Source organism: Lacibacter sediminis, from assembly GCF_014168535.1.
GTDB classification, from domain to species: Bacteria; Bacteroidota; Bacteroidia; order Chitinophagales; family Chitinophagaceae; genus Lacibacter; species Lacibacter sediminis.
Map to the genome: position 1 here is coordinate 1,466,919 of NZ_CP060007.1, position 23,918 is coordinate 1,490,836.

Here is a 23,918-nt window from a genome sequence, read left to right on the forward strand (position 1 = left end):
ATGCTCGTGGCAGTTGCATTTTTTCAGGTACTTTACAACTTATTTTCAGACAAGAAAGTAAATGATTCTTCCGCAAAAAAATTTTACGAACATATAGAGTTAAAAGATCGAAGATCAGTTTACCTGATTATATTGGATGAGTATGCGGGAAAAGAAACCCTGGCTTCAGATTTTGGATATGATAACAATCGGTTTATTCAGTTTCTAAAAAACCGAAAATTCCATGTAGCAGACTCTGCCATCAGTAACTATAGCTACACGTTGCTTTCGGTGCCTTCATTGTTAAGTGGCAGTTATATTGGTGCAAAAACAGGTATATCTCTTTCCGGTGTTGCACAAAATAAGGAAGCAATGCTGATGCTGTATGAAAATAACATTGTTCATTATTTTTCTAAAGCAGGGTATAACATAAAAAACTATTCCCCTTTTGCAATAAACATAGCGTCCAATTATTATCATCATCAATTTTTGCCAACCGGTAAATTTCTGCTTTTATACCCATCGTTAATTGATGACCTGGCAGGGAAATTACCAGAATTTTTTGTTTCAAAATTTGCAGGAAAAAAACGCTTAACTTCTTTTTATGCAAAGAAGGCTGATGAATTTAAGCCAATGCTGGTAAATGTGTTGAAAGACACTGAAAACAATACAGCGCCTATGTTTACTTATTTGCATATTATGTTGCCGCATTTTCCTTATATGCGGGATAGTGTTGGTGGGATTAATATAAATTTCTTATTCAAAAAAGCTGCAACAGAAACAGATAAAAAGAATGCCTACCTGCAACAGTTGGCTTATACAAACAGTGTAATAACAGAGTTCATAGATTTGCTTTTAGTAAAAACAAAAGGTGAAGCTGTAATCGTACTCATGAGTGATCATGGGTATAAATCGGGTGGTGTGCGGCGTGTGGAAAACCGTTTCAATACAATCAACGCAGTTTATTATCCCGGAACGCCTGATCTTAAACGATACAACGGTATGTCAAACGTAAATCAATTCCGAAGTATTCTATCACACATGTCCGGTACAGACCTGCCTTGGGAGGTTGATTCCTTAAGTTTGAAATAATGGCTGGAACATGTTGAGATTATTAGAAGCTTTATTAAACTTTGATGGAATATTTTCAACTATAGAACGACGTAAACAAAAAACGGCAACTGCATTATATAAACAACAAACGTACATGTCTCGTGCTGCTACATTACTAATCGGCTATTTTTCAAAAGGGATAAGATATTCAGTATTTATAACCTTGCCGCTGTTTTTTATTCTGGATGCGCTTAATCAATTTCCGGGATGGATACCTTCCCGGTCGGCTTTTGAAGTGTTTCTTTTAATTTTTGCAGCCTTACTGCTGGTCTACAAACTCGTGAGGTTTGTTTTTTCTCCCGAAAAATCACAAATTGTTTTAGTATGGGTGGTTGTTATTTACCTTTTTTTCAAAACAATAAAAGATTGGCTGGTAGTGAAAGCAGCCATGAAGTTATTTACTTCTTACAGTATGTATCTTACTTTATTGTTTGTGCTCACAGTTCTGCTTTTGGTTGGCTTGCGGAAAATGAAAACGGCGGCGGCATCCAAACTCACAGGTTATTTAAGCTTTGTTTTTTTGGTTGTTTGTTTATTTGAACTTTCTCAATTACTGTTCACCATTACAAATAAGCGTGCAACTCCTTTTAAAACTGCAGAAATAAAATTCACTGATCTTGCCGATACAACATACCCCGATGTGTATGTATTGCAACTTGATGAGTATGCAGGATTGCATACATTAGGTAAAATATTTAGAGCCAGTAACCAAAAGTTTGTTGATGATCTTGCAGCAAGGAGATTTCATGTGGTTAAAAGCCCTAACAGTAATTATAATGGCACAGCATTTTCTGTTCTTTCTTTATTAAACATGGGTTACATTGAAGGATTGAACAGAGATGAAATTGCATCGGCTGTTGCGTACAATAAAAGCGTAGCTGCAATAAATAAAAATCTCCTGATGCCTTTTTTTCGTGAAAATGGTTATAGGATTTCAAATCATAGCTTTTTTGATATTGACAAAACAGAGTCGCTCGATTATCTTTTTTTGCCAATTAAAAAGCGTTTAATGCTCGACAAAACTTTTGGGAGTGTGCTAACCAATGATCTGTTGTGTTCCATTAATTCTAACTCCTTTCATTTTTTAATTAATGACTTCCCTGCGAAAATTGATAACTATAACCAGGAGGTAATAAAGCGGTCGCATGAAACTATTCAAACAACGAAAGGCCGGGTATTTATGTTCGCTCATTTAATGATGCCGCATGCGCCTTATCTGCGTGACAGCAGCGGTAATTTAAAAAATATCGGAGAAGCCTATCGGGAGTCGAATAAAGGATTAAACAGCGCATCTTATCTCCAATACAGCAACTATAGCAATACTGTTGTCTTAGAAATGATTGATTTAATTAAAGCCCGTAGGCCCAACTCTGTTATTGTTTTGTTGAGCGATCATGGGCTTCGAAATATAAAAAATGCCAACAGTAAGTATCATGAGTTCAATAATTTCGTTGCCATTTATTCGCCACAGCAAACGCAATATCAGATTCCCGACTCTTTATGCACCGTAAACGTGTTCAGGTATATTTTAAACAGTCATTTTGGGCAGAATTTCCCTTTGCTTGAAAACAAAATGGTAAATGTTAATATAACTAAAGCTGATGAAGCTGCACGTTACTAATTAGGTTTAAATTTTCTCCACAGGGCTGTAAGCACGGAGTTTAGTGCAATGGCAGTTAAGATAAATATAAAAGGGAAAATTGCCAAAGTAAACCTGTAATGCCATTCGTTGTAAGTTAGTGCCGTAAGGTTCGCCAATAAAAAAATCGACGAAAGAAAAAGTATAGATATTGCTTTCTGTCTTCTGATCAAAACCAGACCCGCCAGCGCAAGAACGTAAAAGCAGTAATATAAAGTTAGCACGCCGTTGTTAATGCTAGAATAATATGACCGTGTGAGTGTAAAAAAGGAAACAAACTTTTTTGCATAAAGACTTATGAAATACGGGACTCCATGCTGTTGAAATAAGAAAACATAGGCTTCGTTGAGTGTGCTTTTTTCATTACCGGTAAAGCCGGGAACATTATAGTCAGGTTTATCAACAATTATACTTCCTGCTGCAATAGGTTTAATATAGCCTTTGTTTTCAACAGGCACATTAAAAAGAACTACAAACAGGATTAATAGCAAAATTAATGCTGTCAGTAATGCTTTTGAACCTTTCATTATTTTACTCTCATAAAGATAGTAGCAGAAAAAAGCAATGGTCAGGAAAATTCCTGGCGGACGGGTAAATAGCTGAACAGTCAAGAGAAATATCCAAAACAGCAACTGTGGATTGGTCTTGTTTTTCTTAAGTGTATAATAAAGGGTAATGCAAATAAGCGTTACAAAAAAGTTGTCGCTGAAAAGAGTGAGGGTCCAGTATTGTACAGGATAGCTGAATAAGAAAATTAAACCGCCGATAAATGACATCTTGTTGTTTGGTATAATAAGGTCGGTAGATTTATTTATGCATATTGCTGCAATAATATTTAAGAGCGCCTGTGCAATAACAACTGCAATTGTTCCACCAACTGCCATGAAAGGAGTGATAAAAACGATATAACTGCTGTAAAAAAAATGATGGTGAAAACTATATGCAATATCGCCGTTTACTAATTTCTGAGAAGCCAGAATATATTTTTCGGCTTCGTTGCCGGTAATAATACCCGAGTTTCGATAAATAAGGTAAAGAAAAAAGCCGTAAGCTATTCCAATGAAAATGTAAGCTATTCTTTTTGTTTGGGTATTGCTGCTCATTCCTGTTGCTTTAAAAGTGAAGCCTTTCTCAAGCGTGGGATAAAAAGAACAAGGATATATAAGATGAAAACAATGCTTGAAAAAAGTAATGCTGTTTTTATGCGGATCGGGTTAAAGAAAATGCGTACATCGTTCTCTCCTTTTTCAAGCGGTATGCCAATGAAATTAATGCCGGCTTGCAGAACGGGATATGTTTGCCCATTTATTTTGTAATACCAATGTGGGTAGTAGTTCTGAAGCAAAACGATATAGCAGGCACTATCAGCAATAAGTTTCAGGTGCAGTTCCCCGGTTTTGTACGAAACAATATTTTCTTGTGTGAGAGCCTTTATCTTCTTCGGTTTTTTTACTTGTATTGAATCTGAAATATAAACAAACGGCATATCGGTAATGCGAAGCGTTGTGTCTTTTGCAGCCTGCAGATAATAACTGTAATTGTTAATGAGCTTTACCGGGTAGAGATCTGCTTTGGCTGAACCCGGTTGTTTGCTGTAAAAACTCCACACACCAATTAATCTTACTTCATTTAACGGTAATGTGTCATTATAGCGAACGGGTTGTAAAGAAGGAGTGGGGATGCCGGGAGGAGATTTTTTTAAAATAGCAGAAACTGTTGAAACAGACACTCTCCCAACACCTGTAAATGGAAGATTTAAGAGCGTGGCAAGAATAATATCCGTTGCTGCAATCAGGAAAATCCTTTTCATTTGATTTTTTCTGAGTGCATTTAATAGTAATAAAAGAAGCGTGATTTGTATTATGCTCTGGATAAGTAACGCATCATAAATACTCACCGCATCAAGCATCTCTTTAATTACATCACGGTTAAAAAAAATGCCTTGTGCTGTTGAAATATATTGTAAAGCGCTTTCTTTACCCATAAGCAAATTGATAAAGCCATATAAGAAAAGAAAAGAAAGAACAGCAATTACCGAAACGATAACTGTTTTTAGTTTTTTTTGATAATAGTCTTTCTCTTCAAGAAGACTATTAAAAAATATTACCGCAGCAGAAGTAAAACAAAGTATAGCGAATATTCTGAACTCAGCATTTACTCTCACATGGCCAAGCAAGGGTATAAACTTCGAAGTAAATAATTTAATCAAGCCGCCAAGAGACAGCAATAAAAAGAAACTGCCGGCAACAAGAAAGAAAACCTGTTTTTTTGATTTTTTATTGAAGAGTGATGCTATAAAAAGTACGAATAAAATCAGGCCAAAATAAATGTTTCTGAATGCAGGGTCGCTACGAAAAAAAATATCGTCACCGGTTGTAGCAAATGGAAGCAATCCGCTGATCCAGCTTTTAAGATCTGTATTTTGATTTAAACTTAAAGATAAATCAACAGCCTGGTTTCGGTCGAAATAGGGAATAATATCGGCGTAACCAATAATTAAACCTGCAGAAAGTAATAACAGGCAGCCGGCAAACAACAAATTAAGTTTTACTGATTTTAATAATTCCTTGAGCCCATGTTGCTTGAAGTCGGTAAGAAGTTTTGAAATAATGTAAGCTGCAAAAAAGTAAATAGCGCCAATGCTGATACCTGGATGAGAGGAGGATAATAGCAGGTAAAAAAATAACGACGATAGTAATAGCCATTTTAATGATCGCTCACTGTGTAATTTTTCTAACGACCACAAACAAAATGGTAAATAAGCAGCACCGCTTAACCAGTTTATATGTTGCAGATGTCCTACAATGTAGCCGTTGCACATATAAGATATTGCCGCAATTAATCGTATGTATTTATTTTTTGCGAAACACCCGCTCAGATAGTACATGCCAATTCCACTCAACAGAAGATAAAGCAGAACTTCTATAGTTAAAGTGTATGGATTATAACCGGAGGTGGCAGCAATGAGCCATGTGAGCGGGCTCCAGTACGAAGCACTCATATCGCCGTAAAATGGCAAACCAAAAGAGATGTAAGGATTCCATAGAGGAAGCTGATTGCTGTGTATTGCCTCGCCCATTATAAATTTTGGAGCAAGGTATCCGGTGAACATATCATTCTTTAGAGCAAACAGAAAGCTATTTAATGGCAAATATGCTAAAACAAAGACAACAAGTATGCCCAGGAGATAAAACTTATTTGATGATGTTGATTCTTTCAAATTCACATTGGTTAAAACTTGTAATTCAGGTTACATGCTGATTTTCATAAACACTAAAATAGCTACTTTCGTAGCAACAACGTTGTGGGCATCATTCATCTGTTGTAAAAATCAACATGACGGATGCAGTTGAAATAAAAAATGAAAATACGCAGTCTTAATCTATGGAGCAAAACTTTGATCAATTTGCCAAAGACTACAGAAGTACGCATACAAAAAGTATAAAGGCAGTTGCAGGAGCTGACAGTTTTTATTTTGCCCAACATAAAGTAAAGGAGCTTGCACGCTTTGAAAAAAACAACTCCCAGATTTTTTTGGATTTGGGCTGTGGTGATGGAGCAATCGAATCATATATCGCAGCACAATTCCCAACTTTTTCTGTTACGGGTATTGATATATCAAACGAAAGCATTGTTGTTGCGAATAAAAAGGAAATATCTGGATGCAGGTTTTTATGGTTCGATGGAGTAAGCATTCCATTTCCTGAAAACACTTTTCATGTCGTATTTATAGCGGGTGTTTTGCATCATGTGCCATTGAGTCAAAGGCAAAATTTAGTGAATGAAATTGCCCGTGTACTTCAACCAGGTGGACGATTGTATTTGTTTGAACACAACCCGTATAACCCACTAACGAGATATCTTGTAAATACCTGTGTATTTGATGAAGGTGTACATCTGCTTAAAGCAAAAGAGTCCAGAACATTGTTAAGAAAAGCAGGGCTGAAAATTCTTGACAAAAGATATGTGATTTTTTTCCCGAGAGGACGCTTCTTTAAGTGGCTGCACAAAACTGAATCAATGCTTGCACACGTTCCTTTGGGTGGCCAGTATTATTTTAGAGCAATAAAAGAGTTGCCTAATCAACATTGATCATTTCATCAATAATATACAATGGTCTTCGTTTGCTTTCTCTGAATAAACTGGCAATATATTCACCCATCAATCCAATGACTAAGAGTTGGATGCCTCCCATAAACGTTACCACTGTCATTAATGAAGCCCAGCCGGGAACTGTTTTGCCTTGGAAATAACTAATGATGGTCATGGTAAGCAATCCAAAAGAAATAAGTGAAACAATTGTTCCGATGAGCAACGAAATACGCAGGGGTTTAAAGCTGAATGATGTGGTTCCTCTCAATGCTAATTTCATCATGGCGGCAAAGCCATACTTGCTTGCTCCGTGCAAACGGGAAGGTGCATCAAAAGGGATGGTCACTTTTTTAAATCCCACCCAACTGAAAATACCTCTCAGGAACAGGTCTCGTTCTTCAAATTTGCGGATGGCAATCAACACTTTTCGGTTAAACCCTCTGAAATCAGAAACGTTTTCTTCAATCGGTATATCAGATAAAAAATTAATGAACCGGTAAAATATACGGGTGAAAACTTTCTTGAAAAAACCAAGGTCTTTCGTTTTCATTCTCTTGGTAAGAACAATGTCATACCCTTTTTCTAACTGTTCAAGAATAACAGGCAAGCAGGAGGGGGGATGTTGCAAATCACCATCCATTGTAATAATATAATTGCCATTTGCATAGTCCATACCTGCCATCAAAGCATGTTGATGACCAAAATTCCGGGAGAAAGAAATGCATTTTACCCGATCATCACGTAAGGCTAATTGCTGTATCTCAGTAAATGTGGTATCACTACTTCCGTCATCAATGAAAAGCAGTTCAAAATCTTCCGGAACATATTTTTTCACTTCATAGAAAAGCGGAAGAATATTTTCAGCTTCGTTTAGTACAGGTATAAGAATGGAGACTTGCGGCATTCGCAAACAATAGTTTTGGTTTAAGTGTGGTTAAAGAGCAAGTAGTATGCCCTGTTTTGTTATCACAATAATAACATAAGAAGAAGCATCATCGTGCTTTTCGTATGATTGTTTTTTGGTATTGGTCATTTTAGCTCTTTGCATGAAGCTGGGCATTTCGCAGAACATATTTGCCAATAATATCGAATTCGAGGTTTACAGTTGCGCCCTCTTTTACTGCCTGCATATTGGTGTGTTCATAGGTGTAGGGAATAATAGCCACACTGAAATGATCTTTGGCCACATTAAACACAGTAAGGCTGATGCCATTTACAGCAATAGAACCCTTTTCTACGAGTAATCCTGCGAATTCTGTAGGAAATTGAAACGTATATTCCCAACTGCCATCAAGTTCTTTTAATTTGATGCAAGTGCCTGTTGTGTCAACATGTCCTTGCACCATATGGCCATCTAAACGGGCATTCATCAAAAGACAGCGTTCAATATTAATTGTATGACCCTTTTCCCAGTTTCCAAGGTTGGTCTTATCTAAAGTTTCAGCGATTGCAGTAACCCTGTGCATCCCATCTTTTACTTCTTCAACGGTGAGACAAACCCCGTTGTGAGCTACACTTTGATCTACTTTCAACTCCTGCGAAACAGGGGAATTTATCCAGAAGCTTTTATTTGTTCCGGATGTTTCAATAGCGGTAATATTGCCTGTTGCTTCAATAATTCCTGTAAACATGGCTGCAAATTAGAAGGTTTTTTATGCTCTGCAATGGTTGAAATTATAAATTGGACCTGATCGAAAAGGTCGATGATCAAAACCAAGTTGTTTTTGCAGAAAGTTTGCAAGAAAAATTACTTTGAATTGCATGAATAATTCTGGATTCCCTTATCTTCGCGCCTCAAATTCCTTAAAGGAGGTATCAAATTATGCTGATTATCGATTCAAAAGATTGCGAAAACATTGACAAGGCACTGAAAAAGTACAAGAAGAAGTTCGAAAAGAGCAAAGTATTACTTCAGTTGCGTGAGCGCCAGTCTTACACAAAACCATCTGTACGTCGTAGAGGTGATGTGTTAAAAGCAATCTATAAGCAACAGATCGCAAGCGGTAAGATAGAATTGTAAGATTCTTCTTTCGCCAGACATAGCTAATAGTCGTAAGGTTTCATAACTTTACGGCTATTCGTATTTATGCCTGTCAACGATCATCCATATATCCTTTCTTTCCTGGAGTATCTCAAATTTGAGAAGCGCTATTCTCCCCATACCATCCGTTCTTACCAGGATGATCTTGCATTTTTCTTTGATTTTCTTTCTGTAACATTTGGCGAGGTTGAATTAAAAGACATCAAATCCACTTTTATACGGAGCTGGTTAGCGAAGCAAAAAGAAGAAGGGGCATCTGCAAAAACACTCAACAGAAGGATTTCTTCCTTACGTTCCTTTTTTAAATACCAATTAAGGCAGGAGCAAATAGCTGTTTCTCCGATGACGACGATTGTAACGCCCAAACAAAGCAAACGGTTACCGGTTTTTGTTGAGCAGAAGGATACAGAGGTGCTATTTCAACATGTAGAATTTCCGGACAATTGGGAGGGGCTTATGAACAGGATGATCATGGAGTTGCTTTATTGTTCTGGTATGAGGTTGAGCGAACTTATTTCGTTGAAACATACCCAGGTTGACACCGCAAAAGGTCAGCTGAAAATATTAGGAAAAGGTAATAAGGAGCGAATTGTTCCATTATCTGATGAGATGAAAATGCACATAAACGACTATCTCAAACAAAAGAAAGAGCAATTCGCAGGCGAAATTGTATTTGAGTATTTATTGGTAAATGAAAAGGGTAAAAAACTTTATCCCAAATATGTTCAGGCAGTTGTTAAAAGTTACCTGTCGCTTATAACCACTATTGAAAAAAAGAGCCCACACGTATTGAGGCACACATTTGCCACTCATTTGATGAACAACGGTGCAGAATTGAATGCAGTAAAGGAACTGCTTGGTCATAGCAGCTTAGCGGCAACACAGATCTACACGCACAATACCATCGAAAAGCTGAAGGATATTCATAAGAAAGCGCATCCTAAAGCATAGTTTCTTCTTCAGTTCTTTAGAGGCTGATTTATTTTTTTTAAAATGACGGGGACGATAGCTTCCGCTAAAAATCGAAACCCATCATTACTGGGGTGGCAATCATCGACGTAATCAAGTCTTTTCTGATCTAGATCTGTAAGGTTAACATTATCGGGGAGCGAATCAAGCCTTTTTTCCATGTAATAATAAGTTTTTGCGAGGAAGGGATAAACTTTGGATTTATCGTTCCCATAGTAGGTTGAGTCATTGGATTTATAAAATCGAACAGGCTGCAGAAAATTCAGGTACTGAATCTTCTTTACCCTGCAAAAATCGTAAAGGTCTTTGCACACAAAAAAATGCTGACTTGCATAGGATTGTAATCGGGTGTCAGTAAGATCATCGGTATTTTCAAATGGGTATTCTGTTGCCCCTGTTTTTTTTAAAGAAAAAAACAACGCATTGCGGAGGTGCGAATAATAGCCACTGAAAATATTACCGAATGAATAATTTTTCTTGAAGTTTTCGACCATTTTAAAAGGAGGTGAAACCATACCACTTACATAAAACATGGGTTGGGGGGCAAATCGTTCATTTAAGTCGTGGTGTGTAACCCTGAAACTTTCAATGTCATTATACCCGTGTAGTCCAATTACCATATCCGGGTTATAAAATTGTAAAAATTTTTGAAAGGCAATGAACTCCTGTTCTGTTACAAAACTGGCAATAGCACCATTAAGAACCGTGATTTTCCGGTTTTTCAAGCTATCCTGAAGTAATTTTTCGAGATAGCTTTTTCTGATAGAACTGCTTTTAAAATCCCCTTCTTTTGAAACAGTGCTTCCTAAACCATTAGCAACACTGCCTCCTAAAAGTAATATACGGTACTCGTTATTTGCTTTGTTTAAAGGAATGGTACTGTCAATTTCAAAACCATTTGTATATGCTCCGTGCGGTTCCTGTTCAAAGTAAATATAAGGGGCATCTTTATGCCCTTTTTTGGGCTGATAATTTTTATGCAATCTCCATAAAACAATTCCTGAAAAGATATTCAGAAGAGATAAAACGATAAAGAATGACAAACTAATAAATACGAATTTTTTAAGCATTTGTATTAAGGTTAAACTAATTAATTCAGGTTTGTTTTGCCTCTGGGTCAATGATAAATCTTTTTGCTGTGAGTAGTGAAAGTTATGGGAAAATTTGAAGAAATATTTTGATAAGTCGACCTCCTGGTGTAACTTGTTAGCACTGGAAATACCTGTACCCAAAATCAGAAAAACCAGTTCTTTCACATTTATTATTCACTAGCTAAAATTTGGAATGCTATGACCGTTAAGATCCAAACCGTACGTTTTGACGCAGATGCGAAATTAATTGAGTACGTAAAACAGAGAGTAGAGAAACTTTACAACTTTCACGACAGGATCACGAAAGTTGATGTGTTTTTGAAACTCGACAATGTGGTACACAACATCAAAGACAAAGTAGCTGAGATTAAAGTACACGTACCGAGGCAGCACTTATTCGTAAAACAAACATCCAAATCATTTGAGCAGAGTTTTGATGAAGCATTGGATTCACTCATCACCCAACTAAAACGAAAAAAAGAAAAGCAATACGATTTGTAAACACACTTTAAATCCCCCGAAATATCGGGGGATTTTTTTTTGCCCAAGACCTATTGATATTTTCTTTAGATTTTTTTTTACAAAAATTTTTCGATTTCGTGTTTTCCGTTACCTTTGCCTTCCCAAAAAAGGGGGTGTAACATTGTGTACATCAAAAAGTTCTTTACTGTATTGGCTTTTAGCTAATGACTCAGGAGTTGCTTTCTGCAATTCTGCAGGGTTTAAATTTTAGCAAAAGTTGTAATTGCCACTTTAGCTCAGTTGGTAGAGCAGCTGATTTGTAATCAGCAGGTCGTTGGTTCGAGTCCGACAAGTGGCTCAGAAATGAGTTCTGGTTTTTAAATTATGGGCAGATGGCCGAGCGGTTAAAGGCGACAGACTGTAAATCTGTTCTCTCACGAGTACGTAGGTTCGAACCCTACTCTGCCCACTTTATCCACCGAAGTTTTAATAAAGGTGGAAGTTCTTTATATAGTATGTAAAACTTTAGCGGGAGTAGCTCATTTGGTAGAGCGATAGCCTTCCAAGCTATAGGTGGCCAGTTCGAGCCTGGTCTCCCGCTCAGAAAGAAAGTTCTTTTACCGGTTGAAGTGAGAAAATCTCATTGATACTCTGCCAGCCGTTGTAGCTCAGTGGTAGAGCACTTCCTTGGTAGGGAAGAGGTCGTGAGTTCGATTCTCACTAACGGCTCAGACTGTTTAAAACATGGCTTTAAACTGGTGAGCAAGGAAAAAAAGATGAAGTGTGCGACGCAACAAAAGATCAAGCGAGTTTTGTTGCCGATAACATAAAATAGTTAGTTTAACAGTTTTGTAAACACAATTTAAAAACAAATAAGATGTCTAAAGAGACCTTTAAGCGGGAAAAACCGCACGTAAATATTGGTACTATTGGTCACGTAGACCATGGTAAAACCACTTTAACGGCGGCTATTACAACTATCCTTTCTAAAACAGGAATGGGTAACGTTGCAAAAAAATACGATGAAATTGATGGTGCTCCAGAAGAAAAAGAGCGTGGTATCACTATTAATACTGCACACGTAGAATATCAAACAGCTAACCGCCACTACGCACACGTAGATTGTCCAGGTCACGCTGATTATGTAAAGAACATGATCACTGGTGCTGCACAAATGGACGGAGCTATTTTGGTAGTAGCTGCAACTGATGGTCCTATGCCGCAAACAAGGGAACATATCTTATTGGCTCGCCAGGTAGGTGTACCTAGCATGGTTGTGTTTATGAATAAGGTTGATCTGGTAGAAGATGCTGAGTTATTGGAACTGGTTGAAATGGAAATTCGTGAATTGTTGACTAAGAATGGTTTCGACGGAGATAACACTCCAATCATTCAAGGTTCAGCAACTGGTGCTTTGGCTGAAGAACCACAATGGGTTGCTAAAGTTGAAGAGTTAATGGCAGCGGTTGATAGCTTTATTCCTTTACCTCCAAGACCAATTGATCAACCATTCCTGATGAGTGTTGAGGACGTATTCTCAATCACTGGTCGTGGTACTGTTGCTACAGGTCGTATTGAGCGTGGTATTGTGAAAGTAGGTGAAGCAGTTGAAATTGTTGGTTTAATGGAATCTCCTTTAAGCTCTACAGTAACTGGTGTTGAAATGTTTAAAAAACTTCTTGATCAAGGTCAGGCTGGTGATAACGCAGGGTTACTCCTCCGTGGTATTGAGAAAAAAGATATCCGTCGTGGTATGGTTATCTGCGCTCCAAAAACAATCACTCCTCACACTGAGTTCAAAGGTGAAGTTTACGTATTGAGTAAGGAAGAAGGTGGACGTCACACTCCGTTCTTCCAAAAATACCGTCCTCAGTTCTACTTCCGTACAACTGACGTAACTGGTGAAGTTGAATTACCGGCAGGTACTGAAATGGTTATGCCTGGTGATAATACTAGCCTTACTGTAAAACTGATCCAGCCAATTGCGATGGAGAAAGGTTTGAAGTTTGCGATCCGTGAAGGTGGTCGTACAGTAGGTGCCGGTCAGGTAACTGAAATCTTAAAATAAGCTAAGGCAAGGCTTTTAGCTTACGCAAATGTTTTACATTTGCAATACATAAAACTAAAAGCTGTCCACCTCTTGGCGGATAGCTTTTAGCTTTCTACGGGCATGGTGCAACGGTAGCATACGGGTCTCCAAAACCTTTGATCTGGGTTCGAATCCTAGTGCCCGTGCTGATTAATCTGAAATTAAATCAGAACGAAACAATGAACAAAGTATCCGCTTATTTCAGAGACTCTTACAGAGAACTCCTCGAAAAAGTAACTTGGCCAACCTGGCAACAGCTTCAGCAATCGACTATGATTGTGCTGATTGCTACACTCATCATTACTGCTATCGTGTGGCTAATGGATCTGGGAATTGCCAGCGGTCTTCAAGCCTTTTATTCATTCTTCAAAAAGTAACATATGTCTGAAACTGCCAATGTGGAAACCAGTAAGTGGTATGTGCTTCGTGTCGTAAGCGGCAAAGAGAAGAAGGTGAAGGAATATCTTGATAAAGAAATTTCACGCAACGGTTGGGACAATATCGTTAAGCAGGTATTTCTTCCGGTTGAAAAAGTGTACAAAGTAGCCAATGGTAAGAAGGTTGTGCGTGAGCGTAACTTCTATCCTGGTTATGTAATGATTGAAGTTGAAAACGGAAAGATGGGGGATGATATTCGTGAAACCATCGCTAATACCAGCAACGTTATTCACTTTCTTGGTAAAGAAAATCCAATTGCTTTACGTAAAGCAGAAGTAAATAAAATGCTTGGCAAGGTGGATGAAATGGCTGATGCAAGTGGTATGACGATGAGCGAGCCGTTTATTGTGGGCGAAACGATCAAGATCATTGATGGACCATTCAACGACTTTAATGGCGTAATTGAAGAAGTAAATGACGAGAAGAAGAAACTGAAAGTAGCAGTAAAAGTATTCGGTCGTGCTACACCGGTTGAATTGAATTATATGCAGGTTGAAAAGCTTTCATAAGCTTACTTAATGATAAAAGAAAGTCCCCATCTCAAATGAGTGGGGACTTTTTATTTCTTGTAACATCAGCTTATGATTGTGCTTCGTCAGTAGTTGGCGTTTCAACTACTGGTGTTGCTTCAGCTAAAGGAAGTTCGGCCTGAACAGGAGCTGGTGCCGGAGCTTCAGCAGGAGCTGGTGCTGCTTTTGGCTTAGGAGTTGCTTTTTTCTTTGGAGCAGCTTTCTTCGCTACTTTATTAGGCGCTGCTTTTTTTGGAGCCGGCTTCTTTGCAGCTGGTTTTTTAGCAGCAACTTTTTTCTTGGCTGGAGCTTTTTTAGCAACCTTTTTCTTAGCAGCTTTTTTCACCACTTTCTTGATGGCTTTTTTCGCAGCTTTTTTAACGGCTTTCTTAGCAGCCTTCTTTTTAGGGGCAGCTTTCTTAGCCTTTTTTGCTACTTTTTTCTTTGGAGCAGCTTTCTTCGCTACTTTCTTTTTTGCCACCTTTTTTACTGGTTTCTTGGCAGCCTTGGCAGCTTTCTTTTTTGCTTTTGCCATGTGATTGATTTTTAAAGTTGTTTTTGGAGTTTTTTAGAATTGAGTTGAAAAATTAAATCAAATTATGCAGTCAGTAAAAAATAAAATCTCTTTTTTTTAAATGAGTAGATGAAGCATGCATTGAAAAAAGATAAAAACAAAACTGAAACAGTCGTTTTTGATTGGTATTTCGGAACACAAAATACTTGCTGAAAACCTTTGCCGGTAAGGAAATGAGCCTTACCTTTGCCATCCCAAAAAGTTCTTTATAGGAATTTATTTGTTTGGGAGTTGTTCACAAAAGTGAGTGACGCTATCACCAAAAAAACTTTTACAATGGCAAAAGAAATCACAGGATTTGTGAAGCTACAGGTAAAAGGCGGACAGGCAAACCCTGCGCCTCCTGTAGGTCCGGCCCTCGGTTCAAAGGGTCTTAACATCATGGAGTTCTGCAAGCAGTTCAATGCAAGAACTCAAGACAAAATGGGTAAAGTAGTACCTGTTTTGATCACTGTTTACTCCGACAAGTCTTTCGACTTCGTTATCAAAACTGCACCAGCATCTGTTCAATTATTGGAAGCAGCAAAACTTCAGAAAGGTTCTAAAGAACCTAACCGTGCAAAGGTTGGTAAAGTAACATGGGCACAGGTTGAAGAAATTGCTAAAGACAAAATGCCTGACCTCAACTGCTTTACACTGAATAGTGCTATGAGCATGGTTGCAGGAACAGCCCGCAGTCTTGGCCTTACTGTTGATGGTAAAGCTCCCTGGGAAAATTAATTATTCACCTCAAATTTTTGAAACATGTCTTTGACTAAGAAAAGAAAAGTAGCAGAAGCCAAGGTGGATAATAACAAAATTTATTCCCTGAAAGAAGCTTCTACACTCGTAAAAGAAATTAACTGTACCAAGTTCGATAGCTCTGTTGATGTTCACGTTCGCTTAGGTGTTGATCCTAAGAAAGCTGACCAGGCTATTCGTGGTACTGTAACCTTACCACACGGTACAGGTAAAACAAAAAGAGTTCTCGTTCTCTGTACTCCTGATAAAGAAGCCGATGCAAAAGCTGCGGGTGCTGATTTTGTTGGTTTAGATGAATTTATTGCTAAGATCGAAGGTGGCTGGACTGATGTTGACGTTATCGTTGCAACTCCTGCTGTAATGCCTAAGATCGGTAAGTTAGGTAAAGTGTTAGGTCCACGTAACCTGATGCCAAACCCTAAAACAGGAACAGTAACAAATGACGTTGCTGCTGCAGTAAATGAAGTAAAAGGTGGTAAGATCGCATTCAAGGTTGATAAAGCAGGTATCGTTCATGCTTCTGTTGGACGTATCAGTTTTGCTCCTGAGAAAATTGCAGAAAATATCACTGAGTTCTTAAATGCAATTGTAAAGGCAAAACCTTCTACTGCAAAAGGAACTTACCTGAAGAGCATTTACATGGCAAGCACCATGAGTCCTGGTGTTTCTGTTGACACTAAATCATTCATGAACTAATCCTTTCAGGGTTATAAAAACTAAAATCATGACAAAAGAACAAAAGAATGAAGTGATTGAAGTGCTGAAAGGCAAGTTCAGTCAATACAATAACTTCTACATTACAAATACTGAGTCTTTGAGTGTAGAGCAGGTTGGTAAATTGCGCCGTGCATGTTTCGACAAGAATGTTGAAATGAAGGTTGCAAAAAACACCCTTATTAAAAAAGCATTGGAATCAATTGATGCAGAACGTTACACAGGTGTATTTGATGCACTGAATAATGTAACAGCTCTGTTGTTCTCTGAAAATCCAAAAGAACCGGCTTTGATCATCAGCTCATTCCGCAAAGCAAACAATGGTGAAAAACCAGAGTTGAAAGCTGCTTTCATTAATGGCGATATTTACAGTGGCGATAATCAATTGAAAGCGTTGACGCAGATCAAGACAAAGAACGAGCTTATCGGCGAAGTTATTGGCTTGCTGCAGTCGCCTGCAAAGCGTGTTATTGCTGCCTTGCTGCATAACGCTGAAACAAAAGGACAAACAGCTGCTGAAGCTGCTCCTGCAGAGTAATTCGATGTAAGAGAAGATTGTAACAAATCTTCATCAAACATAAAAAAAGCCCAGGCCTGAGGGTATTAATTAAAGGCAAATTTTTTTAAACCGCCGTCGGAGCAAACTAATAGCAGTGAAGACGGTAAAAATTAAAACAAAATGGCAGACATTAAAGTATTAGCTGAATCATTAGTAAGCTTAACAGTTAAAGAAGTACAGGAATTAGCAGACGTTCTGAAAGCAGAATACGGTATTGAACCAGCTGCTGCTGCAGTTGTAGTTGCTGCAGGTGGTGGCGAAGGTGCTGCTGCTGTAGAAGAAAAAACTTCATTCAATGTAATCTTGAAGAGCGGTGGTGCTTCTAAATTGAACGTTGTTAAGATCGTTAAAGACTTAACTGGTCTTGGTCTTAAAGAAGCAAAAGACCTCGTTGATGGCGCCCCTAAGCCAGTTAAAGAGGGTGTATCTAAAGCAGAAGCTGATGAAATTGCAGCTAAACTGAAAGATGCAGGTGCTGATGTTGAGATTGCTTAATGCATTCTTTATAGAATTTTTGAACCCTGGCTATCATGCCGGGGTTTTTTGTGCGCAACGTTTTACAGGCGGTAATTGTCTAGTGGTTATTAGATTTAAATTGCGTTTGTAAGTAAAAATCTGTTAGTTGAAAAAACACTTATCATTTATCGTTAGTAAATATCTCGCTGTTGTTATTCTATTAATAGCAAGTGCAGGCAATACACAGGCACAGTGTACCACGCTTGGCCAAACGCCTGCAACTGCATTTCCTGTTTGCGGTACCAGCGTTTTTTCACAAGCCAATGTACCCAGTTGCCAAAACAGGCAAATAATTGTTCCCGGGTGTGGTTCAGAAAATACTTATTATGATGTAAACCCATTTTGGTACAGGTTTACTTGTTTTACATCAGGAACACTTGGATTTTTAATTGATCCAATAAGTGCTAATGATGATTACGACTGGCAGATATGGGATATAACAGGAATTGATCCTTCAACTGTTTATAATAACACATCAGCAGCAATTGCAGCAAACTGGTCAGGACTAAAAGGACAAACAGGAACCAATGCAGGAGCAGCGAAGTTGTTTGAGTGCGGATCATTCAACAATAATAATCCTCCCAAATTCAGCAAACTACCAAACCTTGTTGCAGGTCATACTTACATTCTGATGATCAGCAATTTTTCTAACTCACAACAGGGATATAAATTATCATTTGGCGGAGGTACCGCAGTTATTACTGATCCTAAAGCTCCATTGATGCAGGAAGTAAGAACGAATTGTGGTGGCGATGAATTGAGATTAAAATTGAATAAGAAAATGAAATGCGCAAGCATTGCCGCAAATGGAAGTGACGTTCTTACGTTTCCCGGAAATATTACAGCAACCAACATGCGACCGATTGGCTGTAACAGCAGTTTTGAAACAGATTCTGTTGTGATCACGTTGTCACAACCTTTACCTCCCGGCAGTTATTCATTGCAACTTAAGAATGGCACTGATGGAAATACAATTCTTGATTTGTGCGACCGTGCTATTCCAACTACAGATGCAGTAAACTTTACTGTGCTTCCATTACAGCCAACGCCATTCGATAGCATTGTACCATTGGCCTGTTCGCCAAACAGCGTTCGTTTTGTATTTAAGAAATTGATCCGTTGTAATTCAATTGAACCTTCGGGATCTGATTTCGCAATTAATGGAACTTATCCTGTTGCAATAACGGGTGCACGTGGTAACTGCAATACGAATGGTTTAACATCAGACATCATTGTTACTTTTTCACAACCATTGCAACAGGTAGGTACGTTTACCATCAACTTAAAACAAGGTCTTGATGGTAATACAATTCTTGATGAATGTAATCAGCAAACACCTCCTTCACAATTAGTATTTACAGTGAAGGATACGGTGAATGCAGATTTCACATTCAATATCAGTTATGGTTGTAATGCAGATACTGTTAATTACATACATCCTGGTGGAAACGGTATCAATAGTTGGTTATGGAATTTCGGAAGTAATGGGACAGGTACAGATCAATCGGAAGAAGTGATCTATAATTCATTTGGAAGCAAATCCACAACACTGATTGTGTCAAATGGTTTTTGTTCTGATACTACAACACAAATGATAAGACTAAATAATTTCCTGAAAGCTGATTTTATTGTCAATCCTTTTCTTTGTCCGGATAGTTTATTATTTGTTCAACCGACACCAACAACAGAAAGGCCATTAACTTTCTTGTGGGAGTTTGGTGATGGAGCAACAAGCACCGATTCAATTCCTGCTCCACATTTATATTCGTCATCAACAAGCGAAACAAAGTACACGGTTGCATATACTGTAACAAATGATCTTGGATGTGCCGACAGGATCGAAAAAACTGTAACACAATTAAGCACCTGCCGTATTGATGTACCCTCTGCATTTACACCTAATGGCGATGGACTGAATGATTTCTTTGGACCGTTGAATGCATTAGTAGCAGAAAATTTTCTTTTTAGAGTTTACAACCGTTGGGGTGGGCTGGTTTATGAATCAAAAGACTGGACCAAACCCTGGGACGGAACAATAAAGGGTGCTCAACAACCGGCTGCAAATTATGTGTGGACACTTAGTTATCGTGACCTCGTTACCGGTAGAGATGTGAACAGGAAAGGGAGTTTTATATTGATTAGGTAGAAAAGGCATGGCTAAAGCCATAATAAAGACTATCTAAAGCCACTTAAAGGCGCTCAAGCTGCGAGTTAAACCTGTGCCGTTAACGTCCACTTTAAACTTTTTCTGCCAACTTTTCCCAATCCTGACAAAACGGGGACAAAAGAGGGCAATCAAATTTTGTTCCAACACACAATATCACTAACTTTGCCTCCCTAAATTTAGGCTGAATAGCAAGTTGGCGCCCAATTACAGTCATAAATAACTGAAAATCAATTTACTTGTCTTTGCATAAAGACGGTGAGCTATTCGTGTGCACAAACTTAAAAACCGGTAAGAACATATGTCTTCATCAAGAGTTGCAGCAAACAAGAGAATTAATTTCGGAAAAGTAAAACACCTTGCAGAGATTCCAGACCTGTTAGGTATCCAGATTCAATCTTTTAAAGAGTATTTTCAGTTAGAAACTACTCCTGACAAACGTAACATTGAAGGGTTATTCCGTGTATTCAAGGAAAACTTTCCTATCACTGATACACGTAACATTTTCGTTCTGGAGTTTCTCGATTACTTTATTGATCCACCCCGTTACTCTATCGACGAGTGTATGGAGCGTGGATTAACATATGCGGTTCCACTCAAAGCCAAACTCCGTTTGAGCTGTAATGATGAGGAACACGTAGATTTCCAAACCATCGTTCAGGATGTGTTCTTAGGAAACATTCCTTACATGACTCCCCGTGGTACATTCGTGATCAATGGTGCTGAGCGTGTAGTGGTATCTCAATTACACCGTTCACCCGGTGTATTCTTCGGTCAATCAATTCACCCCAACGGAACTAAGATTTACTCTGCAAGGGTAATTCCTTTCAAAGGTGCGTGGATGGAGTTTGCAACAGACATCAACAATGTGATGTATGCTTACATCGATCGTAAGAAAAAATTCCCTGTAACAACACTCTTACGTTCTATCGGCTTCGAAACAGATAAGGATATCCTTGAACTGTTTGGTATGGCTGATGAAGTAAAAGCAGATAAGAAAGCTTTGGAGAAATACGAAGGCAAGCGTTTAGCTGCTCGAGTACTCCGTAGCTGGGTTGAAGATTTCGTAGATGAGGATACAGGTGAAGTAGTGAGCATCGAGCGTAACGAAGTGGTATTGGAACGTGATTCAATTCTTGATGCTGAAGCGATCGAAATGATCAGCGAAATGGAAGTGAAGAGCGTATTCGTACAGAAAGAAGAAGTGAGTGGTGACTTCGCTATCATCTACAACACATTAAATAAAGATACTTCTAACAGTGAGTTGGAAGCTGTACAGCATATCTATCGCCAATTGCGTGGTGCTGATGCGCCTGATAACGAAACTGCACGTGGTATTATTGATAAATTATTCTTTAGTGATAAGCGTTATGATCTCGGTGAAGTTGGTCGTTACAAGATCAACCGTAAACTTGGATTGAACTTCCCTATTGAGAAAAAGGTATTAACCAAAGATGATATCATCTCTATCATTAAATACCTGGTGAAGTTAACCAACGCTAAAGCTGAGATCGATGATATTGATCACCTCAGTAACCGTCGTGTGCGTACAGTGGGTGAGCAATTATATGCTCAGTTCGGTGTAGGTCTTGCACGTATGGCCCGTACCATTCGTGAAAGAATGAATGTACGTGACAACGAGGTATTTACTCCGGTTGATTTGATCAATGCAAGAACACTTTCTTCTGTGATCAACTCATTCTTTGGTACATCACAGTTATCACAGTTCTTAGATCAAACAAACCCTCTGAGTGAGATCACGCACAAGCGTCGTATCTCCGCACTCGGACCCGGTGGTTTGAGTCGTGAAAGAGCTGGTTTCGAGGTGCGTGACGTTCACTACTCACACTATGGTCGTCTTTGTACAATTGAAACGCCTGAAGGTCCAAACATTGGTTTGATCTCTACACTTTGTGTACACGCTACTGTAAATGATATGGGCTTTATTGAAACGCCTTATCGTAAAGTAGAAAATGGTAAAGCTGATGTAAAACATCTTACTTACCTGAGTGCAGAAGAAGAAGATACAGCGAAGATCGCACAGGTGAATATCGCTATTGACGATAAAGGAAACATTACTGAAGATAAAGTTCGCTCACGTGAAAGTGGTGACTTCCCGATTCTTGAAAGAGCAGAGGTGGAATACATGGACGTTGCGCCAAACCAGATCGTTGGTTTGAGTGCGTCATTGATTCCGTTCCTTGAGCATGATGATGCCAACCGTGCATTGATGGGATCGAACATGCAACGTCAGGCGGTTCCGCTTGTACGTCCGCAGGCTCCAATCGTTGGTACTGGTTTGGAAGCAATGGCAGCTCGTGACAGCCGTATTCAGTTGAATGCTGAAGGAAAGGGTGTTGTTGAGTATGTTGATGCAAATGAAATTCATGTTCGTTACGATAGAAATGAAGAACAACGTTTGGTAAGCTTTGAAGAAGATCTGAAGATCTACAAACTCACCAAGTTCATCAAAACAAACCAAAGTACCTGTATTAACCTGAAGCCTGCTGTTAAGAAAGGCCAGGCAGTAAAAGAAGGTGACTTCTTAACTGAAGGTTATGCAGTGAAAGATGGTGAATTAGCATTGGGTCGTAACCTGAAAGTGGCGTTCATGCCTTGGAAAGGTTACAACTTCGAGGATGCCATCGTAATCAACGAGAAAGTTGTGAAAGAAGATCTCTTCACATCTGTACACGTTGAAGAATACGAATTGGAAGTGCGTGATACGAAATTGGGTGAAGAAGAATTAACGCCGGATATTCCAAACGTAAGTGAGGAAGCAACAAAAGACCTGGATCAAAACGGTATCATCCGTATTGGTGCAGCAATTAAAGAAGGCGATATCCTCATTGGTAAAATCACTCCTAAAGGCGAAAGCGATCCAACTCCTGAAGAGAAGTTGTTACGTGCCATCTTTGGTGATAAAGCCGGTGATGCAAAAGATGCTTCATTGAAAGCTCCAAGTGGAACTGAAGGTGTGGTAATTGATAAGAAACTTTTCCAACGTGCCAAGAAAGATAAGAATGGTAAGATCCGTGAAAAAGCATTGTTAGAAAAAGTTGAGAAGATCCACGAGAAGAATACAACTGACTTGTTAGATGTATTGCTGAGCAAATTGTTATCTCTGTTGCAAACAAAAACTTCAGCAGGTGTTAATAACAACTTTGGTGAATCATTAATTGGTAAAGGTGCTAAGTTCAATCAGAAGAACCTTGCAACAATTGACTACGCAAACGTTAACCCGTTAGGCTGGACAGGTGATGCAACAACTGATGAGTGGATCAACCAACTGTTACACAACTACAACATCAAGTATAACGAAGAACTCGGCCGTTACAAGCGTGAGAAATTCAACATCTCTATTGGTGATGAATTACCAGCTGGTGTATTGAAGCTTGCTAAAGTTTACTTAGCTGTTAAGCGTAAACTAAAAGTGGGTGATAAGATGGCGGGTCGTCACGGTAACAAAGGTATCGTTGCCAAAATCGTTCGCCAGGAAGATATGCCGTTCCTCGAAGACGGAACTCCTGTTGATATTGTATTGAACCCATTGGGTGTACCTAGTCGTATGAACCTCGGACAGATCTATGAAACTGTTCTTGGCTGGGCTGGTGAAAAACTCGGTGTGAAGTTCGCAACACCAATCTTTGATGGTGCTACAGTAGAAGAAATTGCAGGACATATTGCTGATGCAGGTTTACCATTGTTTGGTCATACATTCCTTTATGATGGTGAAACAGGTGAGCGCTTCCACCAGAAGGCTACAGTTGGTATCATTTACATGATCAAACTGCACCACATGGTTGATGATAAGATGCACGCCCGTTCAATCGGACCATACAGTTTAATTACTCAACAACCGTTGGGTGGTAAGGCACAGTTCGGTGGTCAGCGTTTCGGTGAAATGGAGGTGTGGGCATTGGAAGCATACGGTGCTTCTAACATCCTGCAGGAATTACTTACACTCAAATCTGATGACATCATGGGTCGTGCAAAAACCTATGAAGCCATTGTAAAAGGTGATAACATTCCTCGCCCGGGTATTCCTGAATCATTCAATGTATTGGTTCATGAATTAAGAGGCTTGGGCTTAGACCTTAAGTTTGAAGAATAATTCTGTTACCGGTTGCCAGTAAAATGGTTACCGGTTTCCTGTTTAACCGGTGAACAATTGAAGTACATAGCCGGGATGTAGCAAATCGTACTTCATAAATCTAAAATCGAAAAT

General features: G+C 38.8%; 21 protein-coding genes and 5 tRNA genes. 20 read left to right on the top strand and 6 right to left on the bottom strand.

The window, feature by feature from the left end:
* Both H4075_RS06350 and H4075_RS06355 read left to right on the top strand, forming a co-directional pair.
* The gene (locus tag H4075_RS06350; protein WP_182805196.1) at window positions 1-1,071 is read left to right on the top strand and encodes a sulfatase-like hydrolase/transferase; all 1,071 of its coding nucleotides are present in this window, start codon (window positions 1-3) and stop codon (window positions 1,069-1,071) included.
* A 115-nt stretch (window positions 1,072-1,186) separates the two neighbouring features.
* A complete protein-coding gene (locus tag H4075_RS06355) occupies window positions 1,187-2,713 on the top strand; it encodes a sulfatase-like hydrolase/transferase (protein WP_182805198.1) in 1,527 nt (508 codons plus the stop codon).
* Here H4075_RS06355 and H4075_RS06360 read toward each other — a convergent pair.
* A complete protein-coding gene (locus tag H4075_RS06360; RefSeq protein ID WP_182805200.1) occupies window positions 2,710-3,834 on the bottom strand; it encodes a glycosyltransferase family 39 protein in 1,125 nt (374 codons plus the stop codon). The two genes, H4075_RS06355 and H4075_RS06360, sit on opposite strands and share 4 nt — an antisense overlap.
* Window positions 3,831-5,810: a YfhO family protein gene (locus tag H4075_RS06365; protein WP_220494866.1), complete on the bottom strand. Its 1,980-nt coding sequence runs from the start codon at window positions 5,808-5,810 to the stop codon at window positions 3,831-3,833. Before H4075_RS06365 ends, H4075_RS06360 begins: the two co-directional genes overlap by 4 nt.
* A gap of 305 nt (window positions 5,811-6,115) precedes the next feature.
* Here H4075_RS06365 and H4075_RS06370 point away from each other — a divergent pair, with 305 nt between their 5' ends.
* The gene (locus tag H4075_RS06370) at window positions 6,116-6,823 is read left to right on the top strand and encodes a class I SAM-dependent methyltransferase (RefSeq protein ID WP_182805204.1); all 708 of its coding nucleotides are present in this window, start codon (window positions 6,116-6,118) and stop codon (window positions 6,821-6,823) included.
* On the opposite strand, the gene H4075_RS06375 is transcribed toward H4075_RS06370, so the two are convergent.
* Together H4075_RS06375 and H4075_RS06380 are read right to left on the bottom strand one after the other, a co-directional pair.
* Window positions 6,810-7,727, bottom strand: coding sequence for a glycosyltransferase family 2 protein (locus H4075_RS06375; RefSeq protein ID WP_182805206.1), 918 nt, complete (start codon window positions 7,725-7,727; stop codon window positions 6,810-6,812). The genes H4075_RS06370 and H4075_RS06375 overlap by 14 nt on opposite strands.
* Window positions 7,728-7,857: 130 nt before the next feature.
* Window positions 7,858-8,454 (bottom strand): riboflavin synthase, encoded by a 597-nt coding sequence (locus H4075_RS06380; RefSeq protein WP_182805208.1) that lies wholly within the window; start codon window positions 8,452-8,454, stop codon window positions 7,858-7,860.
* 191 nt (window positions 8,455-8,645) lie between these two features.
* On the opposite strand from H4075_RS06380, the gene rpsU reads away from it, so the two are divergent.
* Window positions 8,646-8,843, top strand: a complete 198-nt coding sequence (gene rpsU, locus H4075_RS06385; RefSeq protein ID WP_182805210.1) for a 30S ribosomal protein S21 — start codon at window positions 8,646-8,648, stop codon at window positions 8,841-8,843.
* Between the two features lie 66 nt (window positions 8,844-8,909).
* Window positions 8,910-9,815, top strand: coding sequence for a tyrosine-type recombinase/integrase (locus H4075_RS06390; RefSeq protein WP_182805212.1), 906 nt, complete (start codon window positions 8,910-8,912; stop codon window positions 9,813-9,815).
* 8 nt (window positions 9,816-9,823) lie between these two features.
* Here the strand turns inward: H4075_RS06390 and H4075_RS06395 are convergent, their stop codons facing one another.
* Window positions 9,824-10,903 (bottom strand): SGNH/GDSL hydrolase family protein, encoded by a 1,080-nt coding sequence (locus H4075_RS06395; RefSeq protein ID WP_182805213.1) that lies wholly within the window; start codon window positions 10,901-10,903, stop codon window positions 9,824-9,826.
* Between the two features lie 219 nt (window positions 10,904-11,122).
* On the opposite strand from H4075_RS06395, the gene H4075_RS06400 reads away from it, so the two are divergent.
* The 9 genes from H4075_RS06400 to nusG all read left to right on the top strand — a co-directional run bounded on the left by H4075_RS06400 (window position 11,123) and on the right by nusG (window position 14,422).
* The gene (locus H4075_RS06400; RefSeq protein WP_182805215.1) at window positions 11,123-11,425 is read left to right on the top strand and encodes an HPF/RaiA family ribosome-associated protein; all 303 of its coding nucleotides are present in this window, start codon (window positions 11,123-11,125) and stop codon (window positions 11,423-11,425) included.
* A gap of 246 nt (window positions 11,426-11,671) precedes the next feature.
* Window positions 11,672-11,744: transfer RNA gene (locus H4075_RS06405), tRNA-Thr, on the top strand.
* Between the two features lie 28 nt (window positions 11,745-11,772).
* Window positions 11,773-11,855, top strand: a tRNA-Tyr gene (locus H4075_RS06410).
* A 59-nt stretch (window positions 11,856-11,914) separates the two neighbouring features.
* Window positions 11,915-11,987, top strand: a tRNA-Gly gene (locus H4075_RS06415).
* A gap of 56 nt (window positions 11,988-12,043) precedes the next feature.
* A tRNA-Thr gene (locus H4075_RS06420) sits at window positions 12,044-12,115 on the top strand.
* Between the two features lie 148 nt (window positions 12,116-12,263).
* Window positions 12,264-13,454, top strand: coding sequence for an elongation factor Tu (gene tuf / locus H4075_RS06425; RefSeq protein ID WP_182805217.1), 1,191 nt, complete (start codon window positions 12,264-12,266; stop codon window positions 13,452-13,454).
* Window positions 13,455-13,550: 96 nt separating this feature from the next.
* Window positions 13,551-13,621 (top strand) — tRNA-Trp (locus H4075_RS06430).
* Between the two features lie 33 nt (window positions 13,622-13,654).
* Window positions 13,655-13,852 (top strand): preprotein translocase subunit SecE, encoded by a 198-nt coding sequence (secE, locus tag H4075_RS06435; protein WP_182805219.1) that lies wholly within the window; start codon window positions 13,655-13,657, stop codon window positions 13,850-13,852.
* A 3-nt stretch (window positions 13,853-13,855) separates the two neighbouring features.
* Complete coding sequence (gene nusG, locus H4075_RS06440) at window positions 13,856-14,422, top strand: transcription termination/antitermination protein NusG (protein ID WP_182805220.1); 567 nt, start codon at window positions 13,856-13,858, stop codon at window positions 14,420-14,422.
* Window positions 14,423-14,492: 70 nt separating this feature from the next.
* Here the strand turns inward: nusG and H4075_RS06445 are convergent, their stop codons facing one another.
* Window positions 14,493-14,957 carry a hypothetical protein gene (locus H4075_RS06445; RefSeq protein ID WP_182805222.1) on the bottom strand — a complete coding sequence of 155 codons (465 nt, stop codon included), beginning with the start codon at window positions 14,955-14,957 and terminating at the stop codon, window positions 14,493-14,495.
* A gap of 315 nt (window positions 14,958-15,272) precedes the next feature.
* Between H4075_RS06445 and rplK the strand changes: the two genes are divergently transcribed.
* The 6 genes from rplK (at window position 15,273) to rpoB (ending at window position 23,804) form a co-directional block, all read left to right on the top strand.
* Window positions 15,273-15,716: a 50S ribosomal protein L11 gene (gene rplK / locus H4075_RS06450; protein WP_182805224.1), complete on the top strand. Its 444-nt coding sequence runs from the start codon at window positions 15,273-15,275 to the stop codon at window positions 15,714-15,716.
* Window positions 15,717-15,740: 24 nt separating this feature from the next.
* Window positions 15,741-16,433, top strand: a complete 693-nt coding sequence (rplA, locus tag H4075_RS06455; protein ID WP_182805226.1) for a 50S ribosomal protein L1 — start codon at window positions 15,741-15,743, stop codon at window positions 16,431-16,433.
* A gap of 28 nt (window positions 16,434-16,461) precedes the next feature.
* On the top strand, window positions 16,462-16,989 hold the full coding sequence (gene rplJ, locus H4075_RS06460) for a 50S ribosomal protein L10 (RefSeq protein ID WP_182805227.1): 528 nt from the start codon (window positions 16,462-16,464) through the stop codon (window positions 16,987-16,989).
* Between the two features lie 141 nt (window positions 16,990-17,130).
* The gene (rplL, locus tag H4075_RS06465; RefSeq protein WP_182805229.1) at window positions 17,131-17,505 is read left to right on the top strand and encodes a 50S ribosomal protein L7/L12; all 375 of its coding nucleotides are present in this window, start codon (window positions 17,131-17,133) and stop codon (window positions 17,503-17,505) included.
* A gap of 127 nt (window positions 17,506-17,632) precedes the next feature.
* On the top strand, window positions 17,633-19,672 hold the full coding sequence (locus H4075_RS06470) for a T9SS type B sorting domain-containing protein (protein WP_182805231.1): 2,040 nt from the start codon (window positions 17,633-17,635) through the stop codon (window positions 19,670-19,672).
* A gap of 319 nt (window positions 19,673-19,991) precedes the next feature.
* Entirely contained in the window at window positions 19,992-23,804 is a 3,813-nt protein-coding gene (gene rpoB, locus H4075_RS06475) for a DNA-directed RNA polymerase subunit beta (RefSeq protein ID WP_182805233.1), read from the top strand.
* Window positions 23,805-23,918: the final 114 nt, after the last annotated feature.

What these genes read in the sequence shown, in the direction of transcription:
- H4075_RS06350 (WP_182805196.1), top strand. Translation starts at nt 1, where the DNA reads ATGCTCGTGGCAGTTGCATTTTTTCAGGTACTTTACAACTTATTTTCA.
- H4075_RS06355 (WP_182805198.1), top strand. Translation starts at nt 1,187, where the DNA reads ATGTCTCGTGCTGCTACATTACTAATCGGCTATTTTTCAAAAGGGATA.
- H4075_RS06360 (WP_182805200.1), bottom strand. Translation starts at nt 3,834, where the DNA reads ATGAGCAGCAATACCCAAACAAAAAGAATAGCTTACATTTTCATTGGA.
- H4075_RS06365 (WP_220494866.1), bottom strand. Translation starts at nt 5,810, where the DNA reads ATGGGCGAGGCAATACACAGCAATCAGCTTCCTCTATGGAATCCTTAC.
- H4075_RS06370 (WP_182805204.1), top strand. Translation starts at nt 6,116, where the DNA reads ATGGAGCAAAACTTTGATCAATTTGCCAAAGACTACAGAAGTACGCAT.
- H4075_RS06375 (WP_182805206.1), bottom strand. Translation starts at nt 7,727, where the DNA reads ATGCCGCAAGTCTCCATTCTTATACCTGTACTAAACGAAGCTGAAAAT.
- H4075_RS06380 (WP_182805208.1), bottom strand. Translation starts at nt 8,454, where the DNA reads ATGTTTACAGGAATTATTGAAGCAACAGGCAATATTACCGCTATTGAA.
- rpsU (WP_182805210.1), top strand. Translation starts at nt 8,646, where the DNA reads ATGCTGATTATCGATTCAAAAGATTGCGAAAACATTGACAAGGCACTG.
- H4075_RS06390 (WP_182805212.1), top strand. Translation starts at nt 8,910, where the DNA reads ATGCCTGTCAACGATCATCCATATATCCTTTCTTTCCTGGAGTATCTC.
- H4075_RS06395 (WP_182805213.1), bottom strand. Translation starts at nt 10,903, where the DNA reads ATGCTTAAAAAATTCGTATTTATTAGTTTGTCATTCTTTATCGTTTTA.
- H4075_RS06400 (WP_182805215.1), top strand. Translation starts at nt 11,123, where the DNA reads ATGACCGTTAAGATCCAAACCGTACGTTTTGACGCAGATGCGAAATTA.
- tuf (WP_182805217.1), top strand. Translation starts at nt 12,264, where the DNA reads ATGTCTAAAGAGACCTTTAAGCGGGAAAAACCGCACGTAAATATTGGT.
- secE (WP_182805219.1), top strand. Translation starts at nt 13,655, where the DNA reads ATGAACAAAGTATCCGCTTATTTCAGAGACTCTTACAGAGAACTCCTC.
- nusG (WP_182805220.1), top strand. Translation starts at nt 13,856, where the DNA reads ATGTCTGAAACTGCCAATGTGGAAACCAGTAAGTGGTATGTGCTTCGT.
- H4075_RS06445 (WP_182805222.1), bottom strand. Translation starts at nt 14,957, where the DNA reads ATGGCAAAAGCAAAAAAGAAAGCTGCCAAGGCTGCCAAGAAACCAGTA.
- rplK (WP_182805224.1), top strand. Translation starts at nt 15,273, where the DNA reads ATGGCAAAAGAAATCACAGGATTTGTGAAGCTACAGGTAAAAGGCGGA.
- rplA (WP_182805226.1), top strand. Translation starts at nt 15,741, where the DNA reads ATGTCTTTGACTAAGAAAAGAAAAGTAGCAGAAGCCAAGGTGGATAAT.
- rplJ (WP_182805227.1), top strand. Translation starts at nt 16,462, where the DNA reads ATGACAAAAGAACAAAAGAATGAAGTGATTGAAGTGCTGAAAGGCAAG.
- rplL (WP_182805229.1), top strand. Translation starts at nt 17,131, where the DNA reads ATGGCAGACATTAAAGTATTAGCTGAATCATTAGTAAGCTTAACAGTT.
- rpoB (WP_182805233.1), top strand. Translation starts at nt 19,992, where the DNA reads ATGTCTTCATCAAGAGTTGCAGCAAACAAGAGAATTAATTTCGGAAAA.